The 22,002-nt window shown below is 40.1% G+C and carries 19 protein-coding genes and 6 tRNA genes; 2 read left to right on the top strand and 23 right to left on the bottom strand.

Going from position 1 to position 22,002, the window contains the following annotated elements:
* Positions 1 to 37: 37 nt before the first annotated feature.
* The 15 genes from IEX12_RS01655 to IEX12_RS01585 all read right to left on the bottom strand — a co-directional run bounded on the left by IEX12_RS01655 (position 38) and on the right by IEX12_RS01585 (position 11,692).
* The gene (locus IEX12_RS01655; protein ID WP_155554100.1) at positions 38 to 943 is read right to left on the bottom strand and encodes a phosphate ABC transporter substrate-binding protein; all 906 of its coding nucleotides are present in this window, start codon (positions 941 to 943) and stop codon (positions 38 to 40) included.
* Positions 944 to 1,270: 327 nt separating this feature from the next.
* Positions 1,271 to 3,343, bottom strand: coding sequence for a peptidoglycan D,D-transpeptidase FtsI family protein (locus tag IEX12_RS01650; RefSeq protein WP_155554101.1), 2,073 nt, complete (start codon positions 3,341 to 3,343; stop codon positions 1,271 to 1,273).
* 70 nt (positions 3,344 to 3,413) lie between these two features.
* Positions 3,414 to 4,685 carry an MFS transporter gene (locus IEX12_RS01645; RefSeq protein ID WP_155554102.1) on the bottom strand — a complete coding sequence of 424 codons (1,272 nt, stop codon included), beginning with the start codon at positions 4,683 to 4,685 and terminating at the stop codon, positions 3,414 to 3,416.
* A gap of 125 nt (positions 4,686 to 4,810) precedes the next feature.
* Positions 4,811 to 5,422, bottom strand: coding sequence for a superoxide dismutase (locus tag IEX12_RS01640; RefSeq protein ID WP_088050652.1), 612 nt, complete (start codon positions 5,420 to 5,422; stop codon positions 4,811 to 4,813).
* A gap of 441 nt (positions 5,423 to 5,863) precedes the next feature.
* Positions 5,864 to 6,283 (bottom strand): arsenate reductase (thioredoxin), encoded by a 420-nt coding sequence (gene arsC, locus IEX12_RS01635; protein ID WP_102415084.1) that lies wholly within the window; start codon positions 6,281 to 6,283, stop codon positions 5,864 to 5,866.
* 15 nt (positions 6,284 to 6,298) lie between these two features.
* Positions 6,299 to 7,600 carry an arsenic transporter gene (locus IEX12_RS01630; RefSeq protein WP_102415083.1) on the bottom strand — a complete coding sequence of 434 codons (1,302 nt, stop codon included), beginning with the start codon at positions 7,598 to 7,600 and terminating at the stop codon, positions 6,299 to 6,301.
* Between the two features lie 12 nt (positions 7,601 to 7,612).
* Entirely contained in the window at positions 7,613 to 7,957 is a 345-nt protein-coding gene (locus tag IEX12_RS01625) for an ArsR/SmtB family transcription factor (protein WP_155554104.1), read from the bottom strand.
* Between the two features lie 144 nt (positions 7,958 to 8,101).
* Positions 8,102 to 8,177, bottom strand: a tRNA-Phe gene (locus tag IEX12_RS01620).
* Between the two features lie 51 nt (positions 8,178 to 8,228).
* Positions 8,229 to 8,321 (bottom strand) — tRNA-Ser (locus tag IEX12_RS01615).
* Positions 8,322 to 8,336: 15 nt separating this feature from the next.
* Positions 8,337 to 8,413 (bottom strand) — tRNA-Ile (locus tag IEX12_RS01610).
* A gap of 49 nt (positions 8,414 to 8,462) precedes the next feature.
* Positions 8,463 to 8,538, bottom strand: a tRNA-His gene (locus tag IEX12_RS01605).
* 25 nt (positions 8,539 to 8,563) lie between these two features.
* Positions 8,564 to 8,640: transfer RNA gene (locus tag IEX12_RS01600), tRNA-Met, on the bottom strand.
* 3 nt (positions 8,641 to 8,643) lie between these two features.
* Positions 8,644 to 8,718, bottom strand: a tRNA-Asn gene (locus tag IEX12_RS01595).
* Positions 8,719 to 9,139: 421 nt separating this feature from the next.
* On the bottom strand, positions 9,140 to 10,765 hold the full coding sequence (locus tag IEX12_RS01590) for a Na/Pi cotransporter family protein (RefSeq protein WP_155554105.1): 1,626 nt from the start codon (positions 10,763 to 10,765) through the stop codon (positions 9,140 to 9,142).
* 297 nt (positions 10,766 to 11,062) lie between these two features.
* A complete protein-coding gene (locus tag IEX12_RS01585; protein ID WP_102415080.1) occupies positions 11,063 to 11,692 on the bottom strand; it encodes an NfeD family protein in 630 nt (209 codons plus the stop codon).
* Positions 11,693 to 11,766: 74 nt separating this feature from the next.
* Here IEX12_RS01585 and yqfZ point away from each other — a divergent pair, with 74 nt between their 5' ends.
* On the top strand, positions 11,767 to 12,120 hold the full coding sequence (yqfZ, locus tag IEX12_RS01580; protein WP_102415079.1) for a protein YqfZ: 354 nt from the start codon (positions 11,767 to 11,769) through the stop codon (positions 12,118 to 12,120).
* A gap of 74 nt (positions 12,121 to 12,194) precedes the next feature.
* Here the strand turns inward: yqfZ and IEX12_RS01575 are convergent, their stop codons facing one another.
* Complete coding sequence (locus IEX12_RS01575) at positions 12,195 to 12,602, bottom strand: DUF4190 domain-containing protein (RefSeq protein WP_088050659.1); 408 nt, start codon at positions 12,600 to 12,602, stop codon at positions 12,195 to 12,197.
* Between the two features lie 164 nt (positions 12,603 to 12,766).
* Between IEX12_RS01575 and IEX12_RS01570 the strand changes: the two genes are divergently transcribed.
* On the top strand, positions 12,767 to 13,051 hold the full coding sequence (locus IEX12_RS01570) for a DUF2624 domain-containing protein (protein WP_088050660.1): 285 nt from the start codon (positions 12,767 to 12,769) through the stop codon (positions 13,049 to 13,051).
* A gap of 144 nt (positions 13,052 to 13,195) precedes the next feature.
* On the opposite strand, the gene IEX12_RS01565 is transcribed toward IEX12_RS01570, so the two are convergent.
* The 7 genes from IEX12_RS01565 to dnaG all read right to left on the bottom strand — a co-directional run bounded on the left by IEX12_RS01565 (position 13,196) and on the right by dnaG (position 21,495).
* The gene (locus IEX12_RS01565) at positions 13,196 to 14,089 is read right to left on the bottom strand and encodes a deoxyribonuclease IV (RefSeq protein ID WP_088050661.1); all 894 of its coding nucleotides are present in this window, start codon (positions 14,087 to 14,089) and stop codon (positions 13,196 to 13,198) included.
* 31 nt (positions 14,090 to 14,120) lie between these two features.
* A complete protein-coding gene (locus IEX12_RS01560; protein ID WP_155554106.1) occupies positions 14,121 to 15,434 on the bottom strand; it encodes a DEAD/DEAH box helicase in 1,314 nt (437 codons plus the stop codon).
* 65 nt (positions 15,435 to 15,499) lie between these two features.
* Positions 15,500 to 16,615 (bottom strand): Nif3-like dinuclear metal center hexameric protein, encoded by a 1,116-nt coding sequence (locus IEX12_RS01555; protein WP_155554107.1) that lies wholly within the window; start codon positions 16,613 to 16,615, stop codon positions 15,500 to 15,502.
* Positions 16,608 to 17,321 (bottom strand): tRNA (adenine(22)-N(1))-methyltransferase, encoded by a 714-nt coding sequence (locus tag IEX12_RS01550; protein ID WP_155554108.1) that lies wholly within the window; start codon positions 17,319 to 17,321, stop codon positions 16,608 to 16,610. The genes IEX12_RS01555 and IEX12_RS01550 overlap by 8 nt, the downstream gene beginning before the upstream one ends.
* An 82-nt stretch (positions 17,322 to 17,403) precedes the next feature.
* The gene (gene cccA, locus IEX12_RS01545) at positions 17,404 to 17,787 is read right to left on the bottom strand and encodes a cytochrome c550 (protein ID WP_088050665.1); all 384 of its coding nucleotides are present in this window, start codon (positions 17,785 to 17,787) and stop codon (positions 17,404 to 17,406) included.
* Positions 17,788 to 18,525: 738 nt separating this feature from the next.
* Positions 18,526 to 19,647, bottom strand: coding sequence for an RNA polymerase sigma factor RpoD (rpoD, locus tag IEX12_RS01540; RefSeq protein WP_088050666.1), 1,122 nt, complete (start codon positions 19,645 to 19,647; stop codon positions 18,526 to 18,528).
* 30 nt (positions 19,648 to 19,677) lie between these two features.
* Positions 19,678 to 21,495, bottom strand: a complete 1,818-nt coding sequence (dnaG, locus tag IEX12_RS01535) for a DNA primase (protein WP_155554109.1) — start codon at positions 21,493 to 21,495, stop codon at positions 19,678 to 19,680.
* Positions 21,496 to 22,002 lie beyond the last annotated feature (507 nt).

The following is a 22,002-nucleotide window of genomic DNA, read 5'->3' as shown; positions in this document are numbered from 1 at the left end:
ATCCATTTGATAATTTTTGAACTCCCTCGACTCATGACTATTTCTTTGATTGGTTTCCTTCTGCATCACGCTTTACTTCCATTTTTGTAGCAGCAATATAACCTTGATCGGTTAAAAGTCCTTCCTGGATCGTATCACTCGCTAAGAAGTCTAAGAATTCCTTGGCCAGCCCCTTAGGCTCTCCTTTTGTATAGGAATGCTGATATGCCCAAATTGGATATTCTCCTGACTGAACATTTTTGTCATTTGCCTTTACTCCATTTACTGACAGTGCAGCAACGGTATCATCCGATAGATAGGAAAAAGCGAGATAGCCAATTGCACCAGGAGTCTCAGCAACAATCTTTTTAACTGTATTGGATGAATCCTCAGTGACCCCTTCTGCAGGGACAGCCCCGTCCAAACCAAATTCAACAAAAGTTGCCCGTGTTCCAGATGAATCAGGTCGGTTCACCAAGATTATTTTCTGATCCGCTCCTCCTAATTCAGACCAATTTTTTATTTCACCAGTGAATACTTTAATTAAATCCTCTTTCGTAATATCTGTTACCCCAGTATCGGGGTGAACAACGGGGGCCATACCGACAACAGCAACCTTATGATCTACGAGCTCATCAGCCGGTATTCCTTCTTTTTCCTCAGCGAAAACATCCGAATTCCCAATGTCAACGGCTCCCTCTGACACTTCACTTAACCCTGTACCAGATCCTCCGGCATTCACTTGAATATTGGCTTCTGGATGCTGACTCATAAATTCTTCTGCAGCAGCAGCAATTAATGGCTGCATAGCACTGGAACCAGAAATGGTTAACGAACCTGATGTTTCTTTTTCGTTCGCTTTTTCACTATTATTTGCTTCGCTTTCCGAATTGCATGCCGCAAGCACCCCTAAGGACATGACCACTAGTACTGCCGTAAGCAAAAGCTTCATTTTCTTTCTCATTTGAATACCCCCAACGATTGTTTGTTTTATAGAAGGACTAGTTCATTCCTCCTATAATTCGATGATAGTTTATGAATGTTAAGGGCGTATAAACTAGATGTAAATTTAACGTAAAAAAACCTATAACCTTTAAAAAGGTTATAGGTTAAATGTAACTTATCATTTATCACGCATTAACGGGCTGTAACACCCCCATCTTAAGCGTGAGTAAATCAAAAACTGGAGAAGGTGGGGGAGGAAGGGCAGGCTAAAACCACACGTCCACATGCCTTCGCCTTCACTGGCACGTCCTGTACATCGGAAACCACCATTGAATGAAGCCTCACTTTATTCTGCTTCTTCATTGTGTTCTTCTTTCAAGTCGAAATAGGTATCCATAATTCGTTCGCCAATTTTATTGTTAACATGATCCCCTTTATCAACACCCGTATTCGGTACAATGATGGCCATAGCTATTTCCGGATCATCAAATGGCGCATAACCGACAAGCGAGAGATTTTCGGTATTGTACTGATTACCGTTTTTATATACTTCGTTCTCAGCTGTACCTGTTTTCCCGGCCGGATTATAGTCTTTCCCACTAAATTCAGTATAGGCAGTACCACGCGGTTCCTGATATACGCGGCGAAACCCTTCCTGGACGCGTTCAATATAATTCTGACTCATTTCAATTCGATTTAATACGTCTGTGTTAACACTTTTAAACACAGCTCCAAGCCGCTCTTCAGATGCACTCGGAACACGAGCCTCTTTTAAAAAGTGTGGCCGTACGCGCAGTCCATCATTGGCAATTGTGGAAACATATTGGGCCAGCTGCATTGTAGTAAATGTATCATACTGACCAATCGCAAAGTCCATCAGATTACCAGCAACTGGTTCCGGTCCTTTGTATCCTGTTCCTTCATAAGGGAAGTCAACGCCGGTTGACACACCAAGGCCAAATTGATCGAAATAGTTACGCATTTTCTGAAATGCTTCTTTATGAAAGGTAACAGGCTGGTTATACTGGTAATTGTATTCTCCGCCCATTCGTAATGCGATATAAAACATATAAACGTTCGATGATCTCTTTAATGCGTCCAAATCATTAACTGATCCAAGGGAATTATACGAACCCTTTTCCGGTGTCCCTTTAATTTTAATCGGTGCATCGTAAAAAGTTTGTCCTGGTGTTATGACGCCAGATTGGTATCCGGATAAAACCGTTGCACCTTTCACGGCAGAACCAGGCCTGTGCTGATCATACAATGTTTTGTAGGCAACATTGCTAAACTTACCTTTTTCACGATCGTAATGCTGGCCGGAAACGGCTAATAATTCACCAGTTTTCGGGTTCATAACAACGGCTAACGCGTCATCTACAAAACGGTTATCATAGGGATGTTTTTGGATCACTTTTTTCAGTTCTTCGCGAAGAATTTTATCAACACGTTCCTGAAATTTCATGTCGATCGTTAAAACCAAATCTTTCCCACGCTGGCCTTCTACGACAACATTCGTATCGACAATTTCACCGTTTTTGTTTGTCGTATACTCAATTTGTTCTTTTCTGCCCCTTAAGAGTTCCTCATACTGTTCTTCCAATCCGCTCCTGCCAACCCGGTCATTCGGACTATAGCCGCGGGTCAGGTAATAGTTTTCCTTTTCGGCCAGAATACCCTCTGTTTGCGAGGTGATGGAACCAAGCAAGCTTTTAAATGTATCGTCATAAGGATATGCTCTGTTCCAGTCTGTCGTTGCATTAATCCCGGGAAGTTCATTTAAATGTTCCGCAACTTTGGCATATTCCTCCGGTGTAACATCTTCATTTTTCACGATATGCGGTGTTAGCGTCATTGCTTTATCCAATTCTTTTTTTATGAGAATAACCTTTTGCTGCTCTTCCGTTAAATCGTCAACCTCTTCTTCTTTAATTCGCTCCAAAATAGTCTTGTATTGCTCTGCTGGCTTCATGTCAGCTGCCTCTTTTTCAGTTAACAGCTTATTTGCTTCTTCGTCATGCTTTAAATACCAGTATTCCTTTTTATCCCGCATTGTTATGGCAGCTAATTTATCTTCCTTATTTTTATCATTATACATGGAAATATAGTTGGCCAGCTTTTCCGCTACATCCAATCTGTCTTCAGCCTGTACACCCTTAGCAGGGGTATAGGTAATGGAGTAAATTGGCTCGTTGTCTACCACAACATTATGATAACGATCATAAATCTTTCCCCGTGGTACAGGGGTTTTTGATATATCCTGATCGGTTCTGTCAATTTCTTTCTGAAAGCTATCTCCGTTCAATATTTGCACAACCCCAAGCTGCAAAATTAAGACCGAGAATAACAAAAATACAACAAAAAACAATATATTTAAACGAAAGGGAAGCTGCCGTCTCTTTTTTTTCTTCTTTACCATGTTTCTCCCCCTGCCCTCTCTATGCATTTCTTCCTATTATAGCATTTTTCCGGGCAAATTCTAAGCCATTTTAGCGATTTTTTTCATCGGTAAGCTGTTCTTTTATTAAAACTTGTTTTTTTCTCGAACTGCCTAAATAAATATCCTTGACAAAAAAGTAAATAAGCAGATGTCCAATTCCTAGTACAACCAGAAGTACCGGGATAATTTTTTCAGCCTGGAAAAGGGAAACGGAAATCAGGAAAATCAGAATCGAAATGACACGTCCGATATTAACAAACAGCTCCCGGACGACAATATATTCTACCCGCAAGTCCTTAGCCCTCCACGCCTTCCCGATTACATCATATGTAAGGGAGGCATATGGAACATTGATGATCGGATAAGCAATGCCGATTACAATGGCATAAATGATCAGATTGAAGTAACTAATGTGGAACAAAATAATGAAGATGGAAAAATAAAGCAAAAGCCCACCAAGCAGGATTGCCTTTTTACGTAGCGACGGTTTTATAAATTTTGTTGCTACAAAGTAAAAAACAAAAGATAAACCGGAAAGAACCAGATTAAACATCCCCAGGGACAATTCACTTTTCGTAACGAGAAAGACCCAAATCGCAATAACAAACGCAAAGATTCCTTCACGTAATCCTTGAACAACATGGGCATGTAAAATTTTTCGCCAGCTTTTATTATGGTGCCGTTCAATCAAAATGCGTTTAAAGTAAAAATTCCCTTCTGCTTGCCGGCGATTTAAAAAAAAGCTGCATGCAACGGCACAAATGAATAAAATAAAGGAGACAGTAAAGATGGTTGTGTAGCCAATATTATCGGTCATTTTAGCGATAATAACCCCTGCTAATACCGGACCAATCATCCCACCGAACGATTGCAGAACCCCAAGAAAGCCATTAAAGAAATCCCGCGTCTCCGGCTCGGTTATTTCAAAGGTTAAGACGTTGTAGGCGAGCCAGTAAAACCCGTAACCAATGCCAAGCACGCTCCCAAGCAAAAAATTATAGGTGGAGGCCTTCTCACCTATCATTAAAACACTCAAAAAAAATAGAGATAAAAATGTTACCCCTAATCGTAATACAATAACGCGATCAATCTTTTTCGCAATTTTTCCTGCAAGAATAAACATAATTGGCTGAAACAAATAAATCCCCAGATTATACACGGCGATTGTAATATAGTCACCCGATTGTTTCCAAAGATAAATGTTAACAAAGGTATTGGAGAGAAATATCCCTAAGGAATAGAGACCGCCAATCACTAATAAAAAGATTAAATCCCGATTGATTTCTACTTTTCCTGTTAGGTGTTCTAAACTTTTTAGCATTGTCTTTAAGCTCCTTTTGTATATCTAATAGTGTGAACAAATCACCATTAGATATGCAAAAGGGTTGCGTTTTATAGCAAGCAAAAACACGGGGTGCTTCCCCGTGTTTTTGCTAAGCGTATATTTTATTTAGCTGCTTCGTAATTTTTTGCAACTTCATCCCAGTTCACAACATTCCAGAACGCTGAAACATATTCAGGACGTTTGTTTTGATATTTTAGATAATATGCATGCTCCCAAACATCAAGACCAAGAAGCGGTGTTTTACCTTCCATTACTGGGTTGTCTTGATTTGGTGTACTAGTAATTTCAAGCTCACCATTATGGAGTACTAACCATGCCCAGCCAGAACCAAAGCGACCTGTTGCTGCTGCTTCGAATTCTTTTTTGAACTTATCGAAGCTGCCAAACTTACCAGTTAATTTATCAGCTAATTCACCGGATGGTTCGCCACCGCCATTTGGAGAAAGTACTTTCCAGAATAAGCTATGGTTTGCATGGCCACCACCGTTATTCCGTACAGCTGTACGAATATCCTCTGGTACAGCATCAAGGTTTGAAATCAGGTCTTCAAGCGATTTTTCCTGAAGGTCAGCTTTTCCCTCAAGCGCACCGTTCAGCTTTGTAACATAAGTATTGTGATGCTTTGTATGATGGATATTCATTGTTTCTTTATCAATTGTCGGTTCTAAAGCATCGTATGCATAAGGTAATTCTGGTAATTCAAATTTTGCCATTACGAACGTCCTCCTTCAAATTATGTTTAAAAAGGGCGCGAATATTCACCCTTTTAACCCAAGATTAGCAGAGCTTTCCTGCACATGCAAATTATATGCATATAGTTACAGTGATAAAGATGCAAACTATTTAACTTCATTATGTGTATACCCTTTTTGGACAAAACAATAGCTTCAGATTATAACTAATAGAGCTGATCATGGATACGTTTCAGAAAGAAGGGTTTAATATGTTAATCAAAAATGCCGGTACTCAGGAATATTTCCAATCATACTAGCAATAAATTCTCAACACTGTAATGCAGATCAGGCTAGAGCTAATATCTTCGTCCGATTTTTCAACGGGAATGTAAATAAGCCTTGTGTTCATCCTACCAAAATTTTAAGAAGGCATATAGACAAATTAAAAAATGCTACCTAACGAAGATGACATTTTTAATTTTATTCACCAGTTTCCGCAAATCGTTTTATCCGCTCACCAATTTCATCTCTTACCCGCTGAAATATGTGCCATTTTTCCACGTCTGTTCCTTCCACCTTTGCCGGATCAGCAAATCCCCAATGGGCACGTTTCACACGTGAAGGTGTCATTGGGCATTTATCAGCAGCATCCCCGCACAATGTCACGACAAAATCGGCCTTATTTAAAAATTCAGGGTCGATTATTTCAGAACTTTGTTGCGAAATATCAATACCTGCTTCATCCATCGCTTTTACTGCAATTGGGTTCAATCCATGTGCCTCGATCCCGGCACTTTTCACATTCCATTCATCACCTAAATACTTTTTCGCCCATCCTTCTGCCATTTGACTTCTGCAGGAATTACCGGTGCACAAAAAATATATTGTTTTCTTCGACATGGCTTAACACTCCTGTTATAAAATTATCCATAACCATATGGCTAGACCTGTTAATGTAATAAATAACGTTGGAATCGTTAAGATAATTCCAATTCTGAAATAATAGCCCCACGATATTTTAACACCTTTTGTTGATAAAACATGGAGCCACAATAAAGTCGCCAATGAACCGATTGGGGTAATTTTGGGTCCTAAATCGGAACCAATCACATTAGCATATACGAGAGCCTCTTTAATGGCACCGGTTGTTTCCACATCGGAAATTGCCAATGCATCAATCATAACGGTTGGCATATTGTTCATAATGGAAGATAATATTGCTGCAATAAAGCCCATTCCGACCGTAGCCACGTACAGCCCCTGATCAGCGGTAAATTGGATTAAACTTGCTAATACACTCGTTAACCCGGCATTTTGCAAGCCATATACAACGACATACATACCAACGGAAAAGAAAACAATTGCCCAGGGTGCTCCTTTTATCACCTGTAACGTTGGAACTGCAGGACTCTTTTGCGCCATCAACAAAAACAAGACGGCAATAATGCCTGCGATAATTGAGACTGGAATACCGATAAACTCACTGACAAAGTAACCAGTCAGTAGCACAGCTAATACTCCCCATGATAACTTAAACATGGATTGATCCTTGATTGCTTCCTTTGGGTCTTTCAATTGGGTTAAATCGTATCGTTTCGGAATAGACTTGCGGAAATACAAGAACAAAACAAGGATACTTGCACCGATAGAAAAGAAATTCGGGATAATCATTCTTGATGCATACGCTACAAAGCCAATATCAAAGAAATCCGCCGATACGATGTTAACCAAGTTGCTTACGACCAATGGCAATGAAGTTGTATCCGCAATAAACCCGCTGGCCATGATAAAAGGTAAAACCATCCGCTCTTTAAAGTTCAAATTCCGTACCATTGCCAATACAATAGGTGTCAATATTAGTGCTGCACCATCATTTGCAAACAACGCCGCTACAATTGCACCTAATAAAATAATAAAAATAAACATTCTGATGCCGTTACCTTTTGCTACACGCGCCATATGTAATGCTGCCCATTCAAAAAAGCCAATTTCATCAAGAATGAGGGATATTAAAATTACTGCAACAAATGTGAGCGTTGCATTCCAAACAATGCCTGTAACGGTAAGTACATCACCCCATGTGACCACACCTGCAAGTAATGCGATAATCGCACCACCACATGCACTCCAGCCAATCCCTAATCCTTTCGGCTGCCAAATAACAAATACTAACGTAATGATAAAAATTCCTGCTGCTAAAAAGACTGATAAATCCAACTTCGCTCCCCCTTAGTCGCAACAAATCCGTTTGCCTTCCCTTTCCAGGTTAGCCAGTTTTTCTTGTTGATCTGGTATCTGGTTTAGTAACGTCATAACCAATGGATATCTCTCACTCTTCTTATTTAACGAATAAAAAATCCACTGGCCACTTCGCCTTTCCTTGACAATACCTGCATCTCTCAATTTACGCAGGTGTTGACTGATCGCCGGCTGACTCATTTCAAACACTTCAACAAATTCGCAGACACAGCATTCGTTGTCTTTTAGTAGACCTGCCATCGTTAATCGGGTTCTATCCCCTAACAATTTTAGTGTTAATGCAACCTTTTCGATATCCATTATGGTTTGCAGCATTTTTCTGTACACCTCCTAATTCATCTGTATATTACTATATAATGATCTACTTATATTATGCAAATTAAAATGATTTTGTTAAACCCTAATCAACTGAACTGTTTTTATACAATAAAAAAACAAGCATCAATAGCCTGTTTAAAATGGTGGCTCGGGACGGAATCGAACCGCCGACACAAGGATTTTCAGTCCTTTGCTCTACCGACTGAGCTACCGAGCCCTATTCAACTTCTGACCTCTGACTTCCAATATCCGATCTGTTCGTTATGTATGGAGGAGGTAGAGGGATTCGAACCCCCGCGCGGTTTGACCCGCCTGTCGGTTTTCAAGACCGATCCCTTCAGCCAGACTTGGGTATACCTCCGAATAGAACATGTAATGGTGGACCCTGCAGGACTCGAACCTGCGACCGATCGGTTATGAGCCGATAGCTCTAACCAGCTGAGCTAAGGGTCCTTACTTTAGTTGCGTCCTGTTTGATTTTCGCACCGTAATCTAAATTGTATGGGGCGACCGGTGGGGATCGAACCCACGGATGCCGGAGCCACAATCCGGTGCGTTAACCACTTCGCCACGACCGCCATCAGGGCTTGTTATTATTTCATATGGTAGCGGCGGAGGGGATCGAACCCCCGACCTCACGGGTATGAACCGTACGCTCTCGCCAGCTGAGCTACACCGCCATGTGGCTCCACAGGTAGGATTCGAACCTACGACCGATCGGTTAACAGCCGATAGCTCTACCACTGAGCTACTGTGGAATAATCTAGTAAGTATGTTTAATTATTTATTAGCGACGACTAATAATTTACCATATCCGACAAGATATGTCAATCATTATTTTTAAAATTCGTGTTCAAAAAGTTGCCAAATTTGGTCTTGAAGGTCGAGGCGGCGTAACTCCCGGCACCGGGCTTGCTCAGGAAGTGCTGACTTCTGCTGTTGGCGATTGTCGTGGGCGGTTTTAGCAGAAGCTCCTCTTACGCCATTACGAAGAGATTCGCCGCTTATCATTTGGTAACTTTTTGAACATCCTTTTAAGACATTATGTAAATCAAACAACAATAAATACTATAGCATGTTCATTTTCAGTTTTCAATATTAAACTAAAGAATTTTGCAGTCTTTTTTCGTCGTTTTATGAAAAAGACTGCAAAATTCCAATTGCAAACCTATTAATCGCTTAATCCCCAAGAACTTCTTCAGCGATATTTACCGCATGATCACCGATCCGTTCCAAATTGCTGATAATATCAACAAACACAATTCCCGCCGATCCGGTACATAGACCTTCGTTCATACGGATAATATGCTTTTTGCGATACTTTCGTTCCATTTTGTCAATTTCATCTTCCTTTTGTGTTACAGCAAGAGCTTCTTCCCGATTCGTTTGATCAAGTGCCTTTATCGCTTGTTTTACGGTCAAAATCGTTAAATCAAACATATTGTTCAAATCTTCTTTTGCCTGATCTGTCAGGTAAACCTTATTGGAAATTTTATAATCAATCAATTCAATAATGTTCTCAAAATGGTCACCAATCCGTTCAATATCCCGGACAGTATCCATTAACGCTGTATGTTTGGCACTCTCTATTTCCGACAACGACCCTGCAGATATCTCAACTAAATAGTCGGTAATTTTCCGATCCAAATTGTTGAGTGCCCCTTCCACCTGGATCGCCATTTCTGAATGCTTCTGCTGATGTGTGAACAAATACTGATTTGTTTCTTCCAGCCCCATACAAGCATATTCACCCATTCGGATAATTTCTGCCTTGGCCTGTTCCAAGGCAAGTGTGGATGATTGCTGGATAAATATAGGATCTAAATGTTGTGGTTTATACTCGATCGTTACATCCTCACCAGGAATGATTTTCGTCACCAACCAGGCAAGTCCCGCTATAAATGGAAATTGAATGATTGTATTGGCGATATTAAAACTGCCGTGAGCAAAGGCTAGCGTCATTTCCGGATTCAAATTCAATTGCTCTTGGAGAAACGTAACATATTTTGTAAAAAATCCTAAAAAAATAAGAAATATCGTTGCACCAACCATATTAAATATAACATGGGTAAATGCTGCCCGTTTTGCCGCAACGCTTGCTCCAAGTGACGCCAAGATCGCGGTTATGGTTGTACCAATGTTATCACCAAACAATACCGGAATAGCTGCTTGTAAATCAACTGCTCCCTCCGAAAATAATCCTTGTAATATCCCAATCGTCGCACTGGAACTTTGAACAATAACCGTAAATAGTGTGCCAATCACGACACCAAGAACCGGATTTGCACTCATGTCAACTGTCAGCTGATGAAAAGATTCCAGCTCCCGTAATGGTGACATCCCGCTTGACATTAATTCAAGTCCAAAAAAAAGTGCCCCAAAACCAAAAATCGCTTGTCCGATGGCAGTAACTTTCTGATTATTAAAGAAGAAGATAAGGAAGCAGCCAACCGCAATAATTGGCAACGCATACTCACCCAAATCAATACCGATAATAAATGCTGTAATCGTTGTCCCAATATTTGCACCCATGATCACACCGATTGCCTGTCGTAATGTCATAAAGCCTGCATTTACAAGTCCTACTGTCAGAACGGTTGTGCCGGAACTACTTTGAATCAATATGGTGACGACCATCCCTGCCAATACACCTAAAAATGGATTGCTTGTTGTTTTATCAAGAATATCCCGTAATCGTTCCCCAGCCGTTTTCTGTAATCCATCTCCCATGTATTTTATCCCCAGGAGGAATATACCTAAACCGCCAAAGAACTCAAAAAGAAGTGTTTGTAAATCGATTTCCAATGGTTGAACCGTCCCTTCGATGTGGAATTATGTCGTATACATGTTTATTATTAAGGATTTATTAACATATTGTAAAGACTTGTCGGAGATTCTTAACATTAAATTTACAATTCATACGTGTAAGACATCACAGTAAGCCGGAACCTGCGGGATGACATCTGTTCGGATAGCGATTGTTACCCGAGGTTTTGACCAAACTTACCTTTTTTGCACACAAGCTGCCGGATACTGGAAGTGTGAACATGCCCAGCAAAAAATAATTCTCATGAATCGTGCAGATTCAATGAGAATTATTAGCTAATCTATCGTCTCAACAAGTATCCGTGTACCATCAACCTGCACTACACGAATCGCTCTGCCCTTGGGAATCCATTGCCCATTGGAGATAGCACTGTAATCTTTATTGTTAATCCTTATCGTTCCTACAGGCCGCAGATCATTTAAAGTGATTCCTTGTTGTTCCAGTAATTTTTCGTATTCTGCATTCATCGAATTATAACCAGCCTCATTTGTTAATCGATCTTTCAACGTCATTTTCGACCACATTTTCCGGTGTTTAAAAACTTTTAGAAACAGGAACGATGAAACGCCGCCAACAAGAACCCCAGCGACACCGTACAAACCAGCATTTAAATTTGGAGCAGCCAAAGCGACAGAAGCAAGCATGCACGCCAATCCTAATGTGGAAAGTGTCCCATCATTTAATAGCTTCCCATCAATGATAATCAGTAATATTCCAATAAAATAAATAATAAGCATAATGATAAATGAACTTGTCTCAAGATATGCAGAAAAATAAACAACAATAAATCCGATTCCCAAGAGTCCAAAAAAGCCGCGCATATTCACCAAAATTTCGCCAATTAAAAATAATGTTCCAAGTCCGGTTATGACAAATCCAATCCAACCAGAAGAAAAAATATCCATCTATTTCCCTCCTCTACCTCTAATTTGTATACGTTTTATATCCACTATTTGTTTCACAAAAAGGAGAAATGAATATGTATTTTTTTAAGAAAAGCGGAATTTATATCATCATTATATTAATCATCGTAAGTATTTATAACGATATTACCAGCGGTACCTCATTGTCTCCAACTGAAGAGCCTCGGCAAACAAACAGTGTGGAAACAATTCATTCAAAACGATTTAAAGTCATAAAAGTGAAAGTACAGGCTGGTGATACAGTCTTGTCTATTGCCGAGGAAGTAAACAGTACCCTTTCTGCACTGGACATGAACCAGATTTTAGCTGATTTCAAGTTAATTAACCGTACCAGCTCACATCAACTAAACATTGGGGAATATTATTACTTTCCATTATATACAGAATCGGCTGCGAGGCAAGCACAGTAGCCTTACAACATTTGGACTTTTGGATACTCCGCATTGCGTAAAAGAGGCTGACAATGTGTTGTCAGCCTCTTTCCTTATACAAACGGCAGTATAAACAGCGAAATAAGGATGGAAACGGCGCCAGCAATAATAGCCGTCATTCCAAGCGTATTTGCACCTCTGCTCCTGGCGATAAATCCTACAATAATCCCTGCACCACCAAGAATAATGGGCAGCCAGAAGAAGGATACAATGGACAATGCTAATGCAACCCAGCCATATGTGCTGCTTGCATTCGTATCATCATCGTCTTCTATTCGTGATGGTGTGTCAAGATCATCGGCAGTTAATTCTGCTGCCGTTTCCTCATCATTTGCTTTTCGTGTCGGGTTGAATGCTGATGGATTTTGACCAGTTAAATTTGTTCCAACAATATCCTGGTCGTCTTGTTGTTCCCCTTGATTATTCTGAGACCTGTTCTGGTAACGCTCAAAATCATCCATAAACACATACCTCTCTTTCCCTGTAATTGAGGTGCATCTATAGTTTATGGATACTTTTCTAATCTAATGGTGTTACTTTTTGGAAAACGCTCCTATATGGCAGGGAACATTTTCAAGAGCAAATCATACAATAAAGAAGCATTAGAAGGTAAAGGAGTCTGAAGATGTCAACGTTTATCAAAGAATTAATAGCGAAAAAGATTTCCCAGCTATCCCCTGAAGAACTTTTAACGTACAGTAAGCAATATGGTTTTTCAATTACGAATGCACAAGCTAAAACGATAACAACATACTTAAAAACCCACCATATTGATCCGTTCAGTGCAGATAACCGGGCAAAAATGCTGCAGGAATTAGCAAGAATAACCGATCTGAATACTGCCAAAAAAGCCCAAAAACTGTTTAATGAAATCGTTAAATCTCATGGATTAGAATCATTATTTTATTAATGTGAAGGAAGCACACTAGCCGATGGGCGCTGGAGCTGGACGTGGCCTACTCTGGCATGAGCAGCATAGAGCCTAGATTTTTACACTTTTTTATCTTTAAAGAAAGGGAATAACGCTTGAGACGTTATTCCCTTTTCTTCTTAATTATTGGTCCATTATTTTTCCTTTTAAATCTTCATCGAATTGCTCAGCCTTAATCATACTTATTTCAAATTTGTAGGGAGGCTTTTTATTTTTCTTATCCTCCCCAACGTATGGTGTCTCCAAAATTTTTGGTAAGTCCGTTAATTGTGGATGATGAATGACATAATTAAGTGCTTCAAACCCAATATGGCCAAACCCGATATTTTCGTGGCGGTCTTTATGTGCACCACGTTCATTCTTACTGTCATTAACATGAATGACCTTCAGACGATCCAATCCGATAATCTTATCAAATTCATTTAATACACCATCAAAATCATGTACGACATCATACCCTGCATCATGAATATGGCATGTATCCAAACAAACAGACAGCTTCTCATCCAATGTAACACCATCGAAGATTTTCGCCAGCTCGTCAAATGTCCGGCCAATCTCCGAGCCTTTTCCTGCCATTGTTTCAAGGGCTATTTGGACATGCTGATCTTTATGAAGCACTTCATTTAAACCTTCAATAATTTTTTCAATTCCTGCTTCAGCACCAGCTCCAACATGTGCACCAGGGTGAAGGACAATTTGTTTCGCTCCAATTGCTTCTGTACGCTCAATTTCGTTACGTAAAAAGTTAACTCCAAGTTCAAACGTTGCGGGTTTCGTTGTATTTCCGATATTGATAATATATGGAGCATGCACAACGACATCAAGGACCCCGTTTTCCTTCATATGCTCTTTTCCCGCTTCAATATTTAACTCGTCAATTGGTTTTCGTCTTGTATTTTGTGGTGCTCCGGTATAAATCATCAAGGCATTTGCACCATAAGATACAGCTTCTTCACTTGACCCTAATAGCATTTTTTTCCCGCTCATTGATACATGTGATCCGATTTTCAGCAAAACGTTCACCTCTCCCTTTCACATATCTATTTTATTTTTTTCTTTTATTATTTTTCACCAACTGCCGTTTGATTTGGTCTTTTTGTTTTCTCATTTTTTTCTTATAGCCTGGTTTTACCTTTTTTGCTTTTCGTACCCGTTTCCAAGCTTCTTTTTCAGCGTTCGTTTCCATCTTCACCCGAAGATTTCGGTCATTCCACGCCTTAATCTCCTGCCACTCGCCATTTTTAACATTGTAGAATGTAAAGGTAAGCCCTTTTCCCTCTAATTTTTCGATCAGCTTGATATCCTGATCGTCATACAGGCTGATAGCCGTACCTTCCATTCCAGCTCTGGCAGTTCGGCCGACACGGTGCACATAAAAATCCTCTTCCTTCGGTAACTGTGCATTAATCACGTGGCTGACACCTTTAATATCGATTCCCCTTGCTGCTAGATCGGTTGCAACAATATACTGATACCTTAGATTCTGGATGTCCTTTAGTACCCGCTTTCGCTCCCTCGGGGATAAACCACCATGAATTAAACCTGTTTCCAGCCCCTTTTGCTGAAGCGCAGCTGCCAGTTCATCTGCGGCCTCCTTGCCATTGGTAAAAATAATGGCTAAATAAGGATTAATAGCTCCAGCAATATCCAGAATAACAGCTGCCGGATCACGATGTTTTAAAGGGATTAACCGGTGTTCCATCGTTTCCGGTGAAAGCGAATCATCCAGCTTAACATGTAAAGGGTTATCCAAATATTTTTTGAAAAAATGTTCAAGCCGTTGGGGAATCGTTGCCGAGAAAACAAGCAACTGGATATCTTTCCTGCAACGGACTAACAGCTGATCTACATCATTGATAAAACCTAAATCAAGCATCAAATCTGCCTCGTCAATTACAAAGGAACGAGCAGAATAGAGAGAAATTGCTTCTCCCTTAACCAAATCCAAAATTCTTCCTGGCGTTCCGACAATGATATGTGGAGGCTCTTTCAGTTTCTCTATCATTTTTTGTTTATCAGTACCACCAACGAGTAATTTGGCTTTCCATTGATGGTCTTTACCAGCGTAATGAATAATTTTCTTTACTTCTTCATGAATTTGCATAGCAAGTTCCCTGGTCGGTGCCGTAATAACAAATTGCACCTCTCGGTTACTCACGTTGATTTGATTAAACAGGGGTAATAGATAGGCATGTGTTTTGCCTGATCCGGTATGAGACTCTCCGATCACACTCTTCCCTTTTAGAACAGCAGGAATAACCTGTCGCTGTATTTCAGTTGGCTTTCGAAAATGCAAGTTCTCCACTACCTCCATTAAAACCGGATGAAATGCAAATTCACTGAAGTTATTCATTTCCATTAAACGTGCTCCCTTATTATATATTTACCGTAAAAAGCGCTACGGAAAATTAATCTCACTTCCTTTTAAATAAAGCGAAATGGTTCGGTATTTGCCTCTGAAATAATAATCTGGATGTCTTGCTTGTCAAACCGTTGTTCCAGGTACTGTTGGACCTTCTTCTTCATTACTTTTTCAACATGGTGTCCAGGATCTATTACAGCAAGTCCCATTTGCCAAGCATCCTGTGCCGTATGAAATGTCATATCGCCTGTAATATATGCGTCAGCACCTTTAGCCTTGGCAACATGTATATATTTTTCCCCGCTCCCCCCGAGAATGGCAATCTTTTTAATCTGTTTGGTCACATCTCCGGTTACTCTTACATGTGAGATGTCCAGGGCAGTCTTTACATGTTCACAAAGCTCGTTTAAACTCATACCTTGTTTTAATGTACCTATTCGCCCAATCCCATACATTTTCGCCTTATTTTCCAATGGATATATGTCATATGCCACCTCTTCATATGGATGCCTGTCGGTAACCGTTTTTACGACGTTCGTTATTCTCTCTTCCGGTACTATTGTTTCTATTTTTACTTCTTCCACCATAGCCAATTCGTTTTCTGACCCGATATAAGGGTTTGTCCCTTCAAGCGGCTTAAATGTACCCCGGCCTTCTGTTTGAAATGTACAATGGCTGTAATTACCGATGTGACCCGCACCGGCCTCTGAAAGTGCATCCATAATGTCTTCCGTATGCGTACGGGGAACAAATACACTGAATTTCACCAGTTTCTCCGTATGTGATTCCAATAGAACGTCCTGCTGATTGATTCCTATTGTATCACAAAGTATGTCATTAACGCCTCCAGTTGCTGCGTCAAGATTGGTATGTGCTGCATATACGGAAATATGATGCTGGATTAATTTCTGGACAATTCGGCCTTGAACCGAATCCAAATTCAACTGCTTTACTGGTTTAAACAGTAGTGGGTGGTGGGCAACAATTAAGTTTACCTGTTTATCAATTGCCTCATCCACGACTGACTCAAGCACATCTAACGTTATCATCACTTTTTTTACCGGCCTGTTAAAGGCACCAACCTGTAAGCCAACATTGTCCCAATCGTATGCCAGCCATTTTGGAGCCCATTGTTCCATCGCTGAAAACACATCGGCATTCTGAACGGTATTAGACATTATGCAAAACCCCCTCTATCCAAGTTAATTCTTGTTCAAATTGAACTATCTTTTCCTCATTTCGGATGGTGGCATGTTTCATTTGTTTGATAATTCGTGTTAACTTATGGTGCTCATACTGCCATTTCTTTAAAAATGCGTGAGATTGTTTTGTTAATAATACAGGTCCAAACAGTAATTCACGCTCCGTCCATTTAGGTAACGAGGAACTATCTTTACCACCATTATCTGCTACGATTATCTCATAAAAATGGCCATTTTCCTCTATCAATTCTTCATCCACAATTCGATAGTTGTTGATTACCAGCCATTTCCTGACACCTTTTGCATTAACATTAGGCTGGGCAATGATCCGCTCCATATGTTCCAGCTTTTCCTTCCCATCATCCAAAATAGAATGAATTAGTGCGCCACCCATTCCGGCAATGACCAGTTGTTTCACTTCACCACTATCAATCACTTCTAAGCCATTACCTAAACGTACATCAATCCTGTCAGTTAATTGATAGGCGTGTACAGTTGCTTTCGCGCTGTTATACGGACCATCATTCACCTCACCCGCAATTGCTTTTGCCTTGTTATCCTGCAAACATACAAAAACTGGCAAATAGGCATGATCTGAACCGATATCAGCGAAAACAGCTCCTTCAGGTAAAAAGAAAGCAACTTGTTTTAATCGATCGGAAAGTGTTAATTGTTGCGCCATTGTCTTCTCCTTTATGCAGGATAAAAGAAAGCTTTCTGTATGTATCAGAAAGCTTTCCCCTGTAGTTTATGTTTGTTATCCGCTATTTTTTCTCTGAAAGCCATTTTGCCAGTGCCTCTGCCTGATCATCCGGTACTAATCCCGCTGGCATTTGTCCTTTACCATTCAGGATTGTGTTTTTAATTTCATCTTTGGACAGTTTACCGCCAACCTTCTGCAGGTTTGGTCCCATTCCGCCAGATAAATCAGCACCATGACAGCTGGCACAAGTATTTTCAAAAATAGCTTCCGGATCGTCTGTTGAGGCGCCCTCACCTTTATCTTCGGCACTTTGTTGTGTATCCCCGCCTTCTTCTGCCTTTTGAATAGCTTCACGCTGGTCAATACCCACAATAGATATAACTATTACTAAAGCTATCCCTATTACGGCAATAAGTGCATAAGGGATGACTGGGTTTTTCTTCATCCGTATTTTCCTCCTTATGTATCCCCTTATTCAGTTTATAAAAAAAGACTATCCTTATTTTACTCGAAATTGCATGTAGTTTAAAGGAATAAGATGTGAAAACTTACAAAACATTATATACCGTTTTAAAAATAATGCCGGTAATACCGGGCAGTTCCAATGGCTTTATGCCAAAATCAGCCAGTAATCAAATTTTGTCATCATACGCTATTTGCACGTACCATGCATATTCGGGGAAGTTTTCCAGTTCCTCACTCCACCGCTTTGACCTCTCTGTGACACACGAGACATGCTATATTGATGTTCTGTCGACCTTCTCAATCGACTTTTGCCCACAGACTGATAATATAATCTGAAAAGCGTATCCCTTTTTTCAAAGGTCTATCCAGCTAAAACGAAAAACCGCAAAATAAAATTAAGATATTGAGTTGCAATATCAGATGAAATTTCGTAAAATAGATAACAAGGAATGAAAACGGTACCAAAAAGCAACTGTAATATAAATTGGTTAAATGAACTTATGTTTAATTTTAGCCATTTGGCAAGATGCACAAGAAGATAATTACAACATACGTTAGGCGATAACTTATGACTTTTCCGGTCTGTCTGTCCCTAATGATTGTTGCAATCGATTCTCCTTCCATACACCTTTTTATCCAAATGGTATCTGCAATCAGATCGTAAAAAAATAATGCGCAGTCATTGATCCACAGCCGTGTCCAATGACTGAACGATAGTTTATTCAAGAAAGTCCTTTAACCTTTTACTGCGACTAGGATGGCGCAATTTGCGCAGTGCTTTTGCTTCGATTTGGCGGATTCTTTCTCTTGTTACACCAAATACTTTACCAACCTCTTCCAAGGTTCTCGTACGCCCGTCATCAAGCCCAAAGCGCAAACGTAATACATTTTCTTCCCTGTCAGTTAACGTATCCAATACGTCTTCCAATTGTTCTTTCAGCAACTCATATGCAGCATGATCTGAAGGAGATATTGCTTCCTGGTCTTCAATAAAATCGCCTAAATGCGAATCATCCTCTTCACCAATTGGTGTCTCAAGTGACACGGGTTCTTGGGCAATTTTTAAAATATCCCGAACTTTATCAGGAGATAATTCCATTTCTTCGCCAATTTCCTCTGGAGTTGGTTCGCGGCCAAGATCCTGCAATAATTGGCGTTGAACACGGATTAGTTTATTAATTGTTTCTACCATATGAACAGGTATACGAATTGTTCTTGCCTGATCAGCGATCGCTCTTGTGATTGCCTGGCGAATCCACCATGTAGCATACGTACTAAATTTGAATCCTTTGCGATAGTCAAACTTTTCGACAGCTTTCATTAGTCCCATATTACCTTCCTGTATTAAATCCAGGAACAGCATGCCTCTGCCTACATAGCGTTTCGCAATACTAACAACCAGACGTAAATTTGCTTCAGCAAGTCGTCTTTTGGCCTCTTCTTCGCCTTGTTCAATCCGGTTTGCCAGTTCAATTTCTTCTGAAGCTGATAATAAATCAACCCGGCCAATTTCCTTCAGATACATTCGTACCGGATCGTTAATTTTGATACCAAGTGGAACGCTTAAATCATTTAGATCAAATTCTTCTTCTTTTGCTATTTGCTGCATCTTGGGATCTTCTTCAGACTCACCGATTACTTCAACACCTTGCTCATTCAGGTACTCATAAAACTCGTCCATTTGATCTGATTCTATTTCAAATCCGGACAATCTGTCGGCAACTTCCTCATACGCAAGGACACCGCGTTTCTTTCCTATTTCCAGCAATTGATCCTTTGCTTGATCAAGTGTTAACTCATTTTGATTGTCTTTTGTTTGTGCACTTTTTTCTTCAGCCATGAGTCCCCCTCCTTTCATACTTCTTAAAAATCAAATTGGGCTTTTTAACTGTTTTTGTATTTCAATGATTTCCATAGCAATTTGCGCAGCTTTTATTGGATCACTTTGCTGTTCAGCTAATCGTTGTTTTTCTTTTAACATTTTAATGGTTGCCATATCACTATTTTCGGCACGAATGATCCGTATATAATCATTGATCTCTTTATCACTAATATCTTCAACTACAGGCATCATTGCGATTTCAATGACAATCTGAATGATTTTTTCATCATTAAGCCTGTCAACAAATAGACTGACATCTGCAGGATGCCCTTCTTCGTAGTAAGCATACAAATGTGTTGTAATAATTTTATGCTCTTCCAAATTAAAGGAGCCGCCAACTTGCTCTTGCACTTTATCAGCTATTGCTGTATCTTTCAACATATATGCAATAAGCTGTCGTTCCGCATTATGAAATGCAGGTAAGAGCTTTTTGTTTTGATGAATATCTTTTGCATTATTAGTAGTATATCTTTTCTTTTCCCTCTTATCCTTATTAATCCCCATATTTTGCCGGATTTTGAGGATTTCCTGATTTAACGTATCCATTGTTAAACCATATTCCCTGCTTAATTCCTTTACATAATATTCCCGTTCCACAGCATTATCAATCACCGCCAGTTGTTTTAAAACAATTTCCAGATAGTTTATGCGATCTCCTTCAAGGTTTAAATTATAATCTTTTTTCATATATCGCATGTAAAAGCTCATATAGGTGTCGCTTGCTTTGATCACTTTGTCGGTAAATGCATTAGCGCCGTATGCCTTAATATAGTCATCTGGATCCATTCCATCTTCCATTCGGGCAACCTTAACTTTACACCCTACTTGCCTAAGAAGGTTGGCAGCTTTATAAGCTGCCTCAGTACCAGCATTGTCGGAATCATAACAAACAACTACTGTATCAACATACCTTCTTAATAACTTTGCCTGATTTTCGGTTAGGGAAGTACCTAACGTAGCGATGACATTTTTGACACCTGCCTGAAATGCTGCAATAACGTCCATATATCCTTCAAGCAGTATTGCTTCACCACTGGAACGGATATGTTTTTTGGCCTGATCGAAATTATACAAGAGCTTTCCTTTTTGGAATAGATCACTTTCCGGGCTGTTCAAATATTTCGGCTCCTGACCGGCAATTGCCCGCCCGCCAAACGCTACCGTCTTACCTAAATGATTGCGAATCGGAAAAATGACCCTGCCCCTAAAACGGTCGGCTACAGTATCGTCATCCCGTAAGGATAGTAAACCAGCCTTGACTAATACCTGTTGATGAAACCCTTTTTTTTCAAGAAATTCGGCTGTAAAATCCTTCACATTCGGGGCAAATCCTAATTGGAAAAGATCAATCGTTTCTTGCTTAATGCCCCGATCAATCAGATATTGGTATCCCTCTTTCCCATCCTTCGTAAATCGCAGCAGGTGATGGTAAAGCTTTTGCAGCCATTCATGAGCAGAGAGAATACTTTGATTTTCCTCCGATAGTGAACTGTTTTCGCGCATACCCATTTCGGGCAGTTTTACACCGCTTCTGTCAGCCAGGAATTTAAGTGCTTCATAAAAGGAGTAACTCTCCATTTCCATTAAAAATGTTACAACATTTCCACCTTTTCCACAGCCGAAGCAACGAAAAATTTGTTTGTCCTGGGTGACGGAAAAGGAAGGAGTCTTTTCCCCATGAAAAGGGCACAACCCCATATAGCTTCTCCCCTGTTTTTTCAACTGTACGTATTCGCCAATGACGTCCACAATGTCATTTGCTTTTCGAATCCTTTCAATTACATCTTCTGGAATTTGTTTAGGCATATGAAACCACCATACTATATTAATATTCGAGATTGTTTAAGAAAACCCTTCACGATTCGACAAATATTTTTTATTACTTGAAAAAAATTTCCTTCTATTGTTATGAGAAACTAAGAAGGACTTCTTCATGTATATGCCGTATGAAGGAATTTTTTGCACGTTTTTCTCATTAGTTAAGAAAGTATAAGAATCCAGGCTCTATTCCACTCATGTCAAAGTAAGCCACGTCCGGCTCCAGCGCCCAGCGGCTAGTATGCAACACCCGCCTCCGTACGATAAGTCAACATCGGTTCGCTTCCAGCTCACCGTGTTTCCTTTATCTCCTACGGTAGGAATGTTCGGTTAAAACCACCGCTCCCGGCGGCAACACCGAACCACCCTGCTTGGCAGGGCGCAGCACATACGCCGCTAAACGGGCGCTTACGCCTTTGTTCTTAAATCATTGTCAGCTTGGGTGATTATTGTTAATGGAACCAATATTCGTTTTCCATATTTATAAAGTTCTAC

Origin of the sequence: Lentibacillus populi, assembly GCA_014642895.1 — a bacterium.
In the GTDB taxonomy this organism is placed as follows: Bacteria; Bacillota; Bacilli; order Bacillales; family Amphibacillaceae; genus Lentibacillus_C; species Lentibacillus_C populi.
Note: the sequence above shows the minus strand (reverse complement) of the source record. Positions and strands in the feature narration are given on the sequence as shown.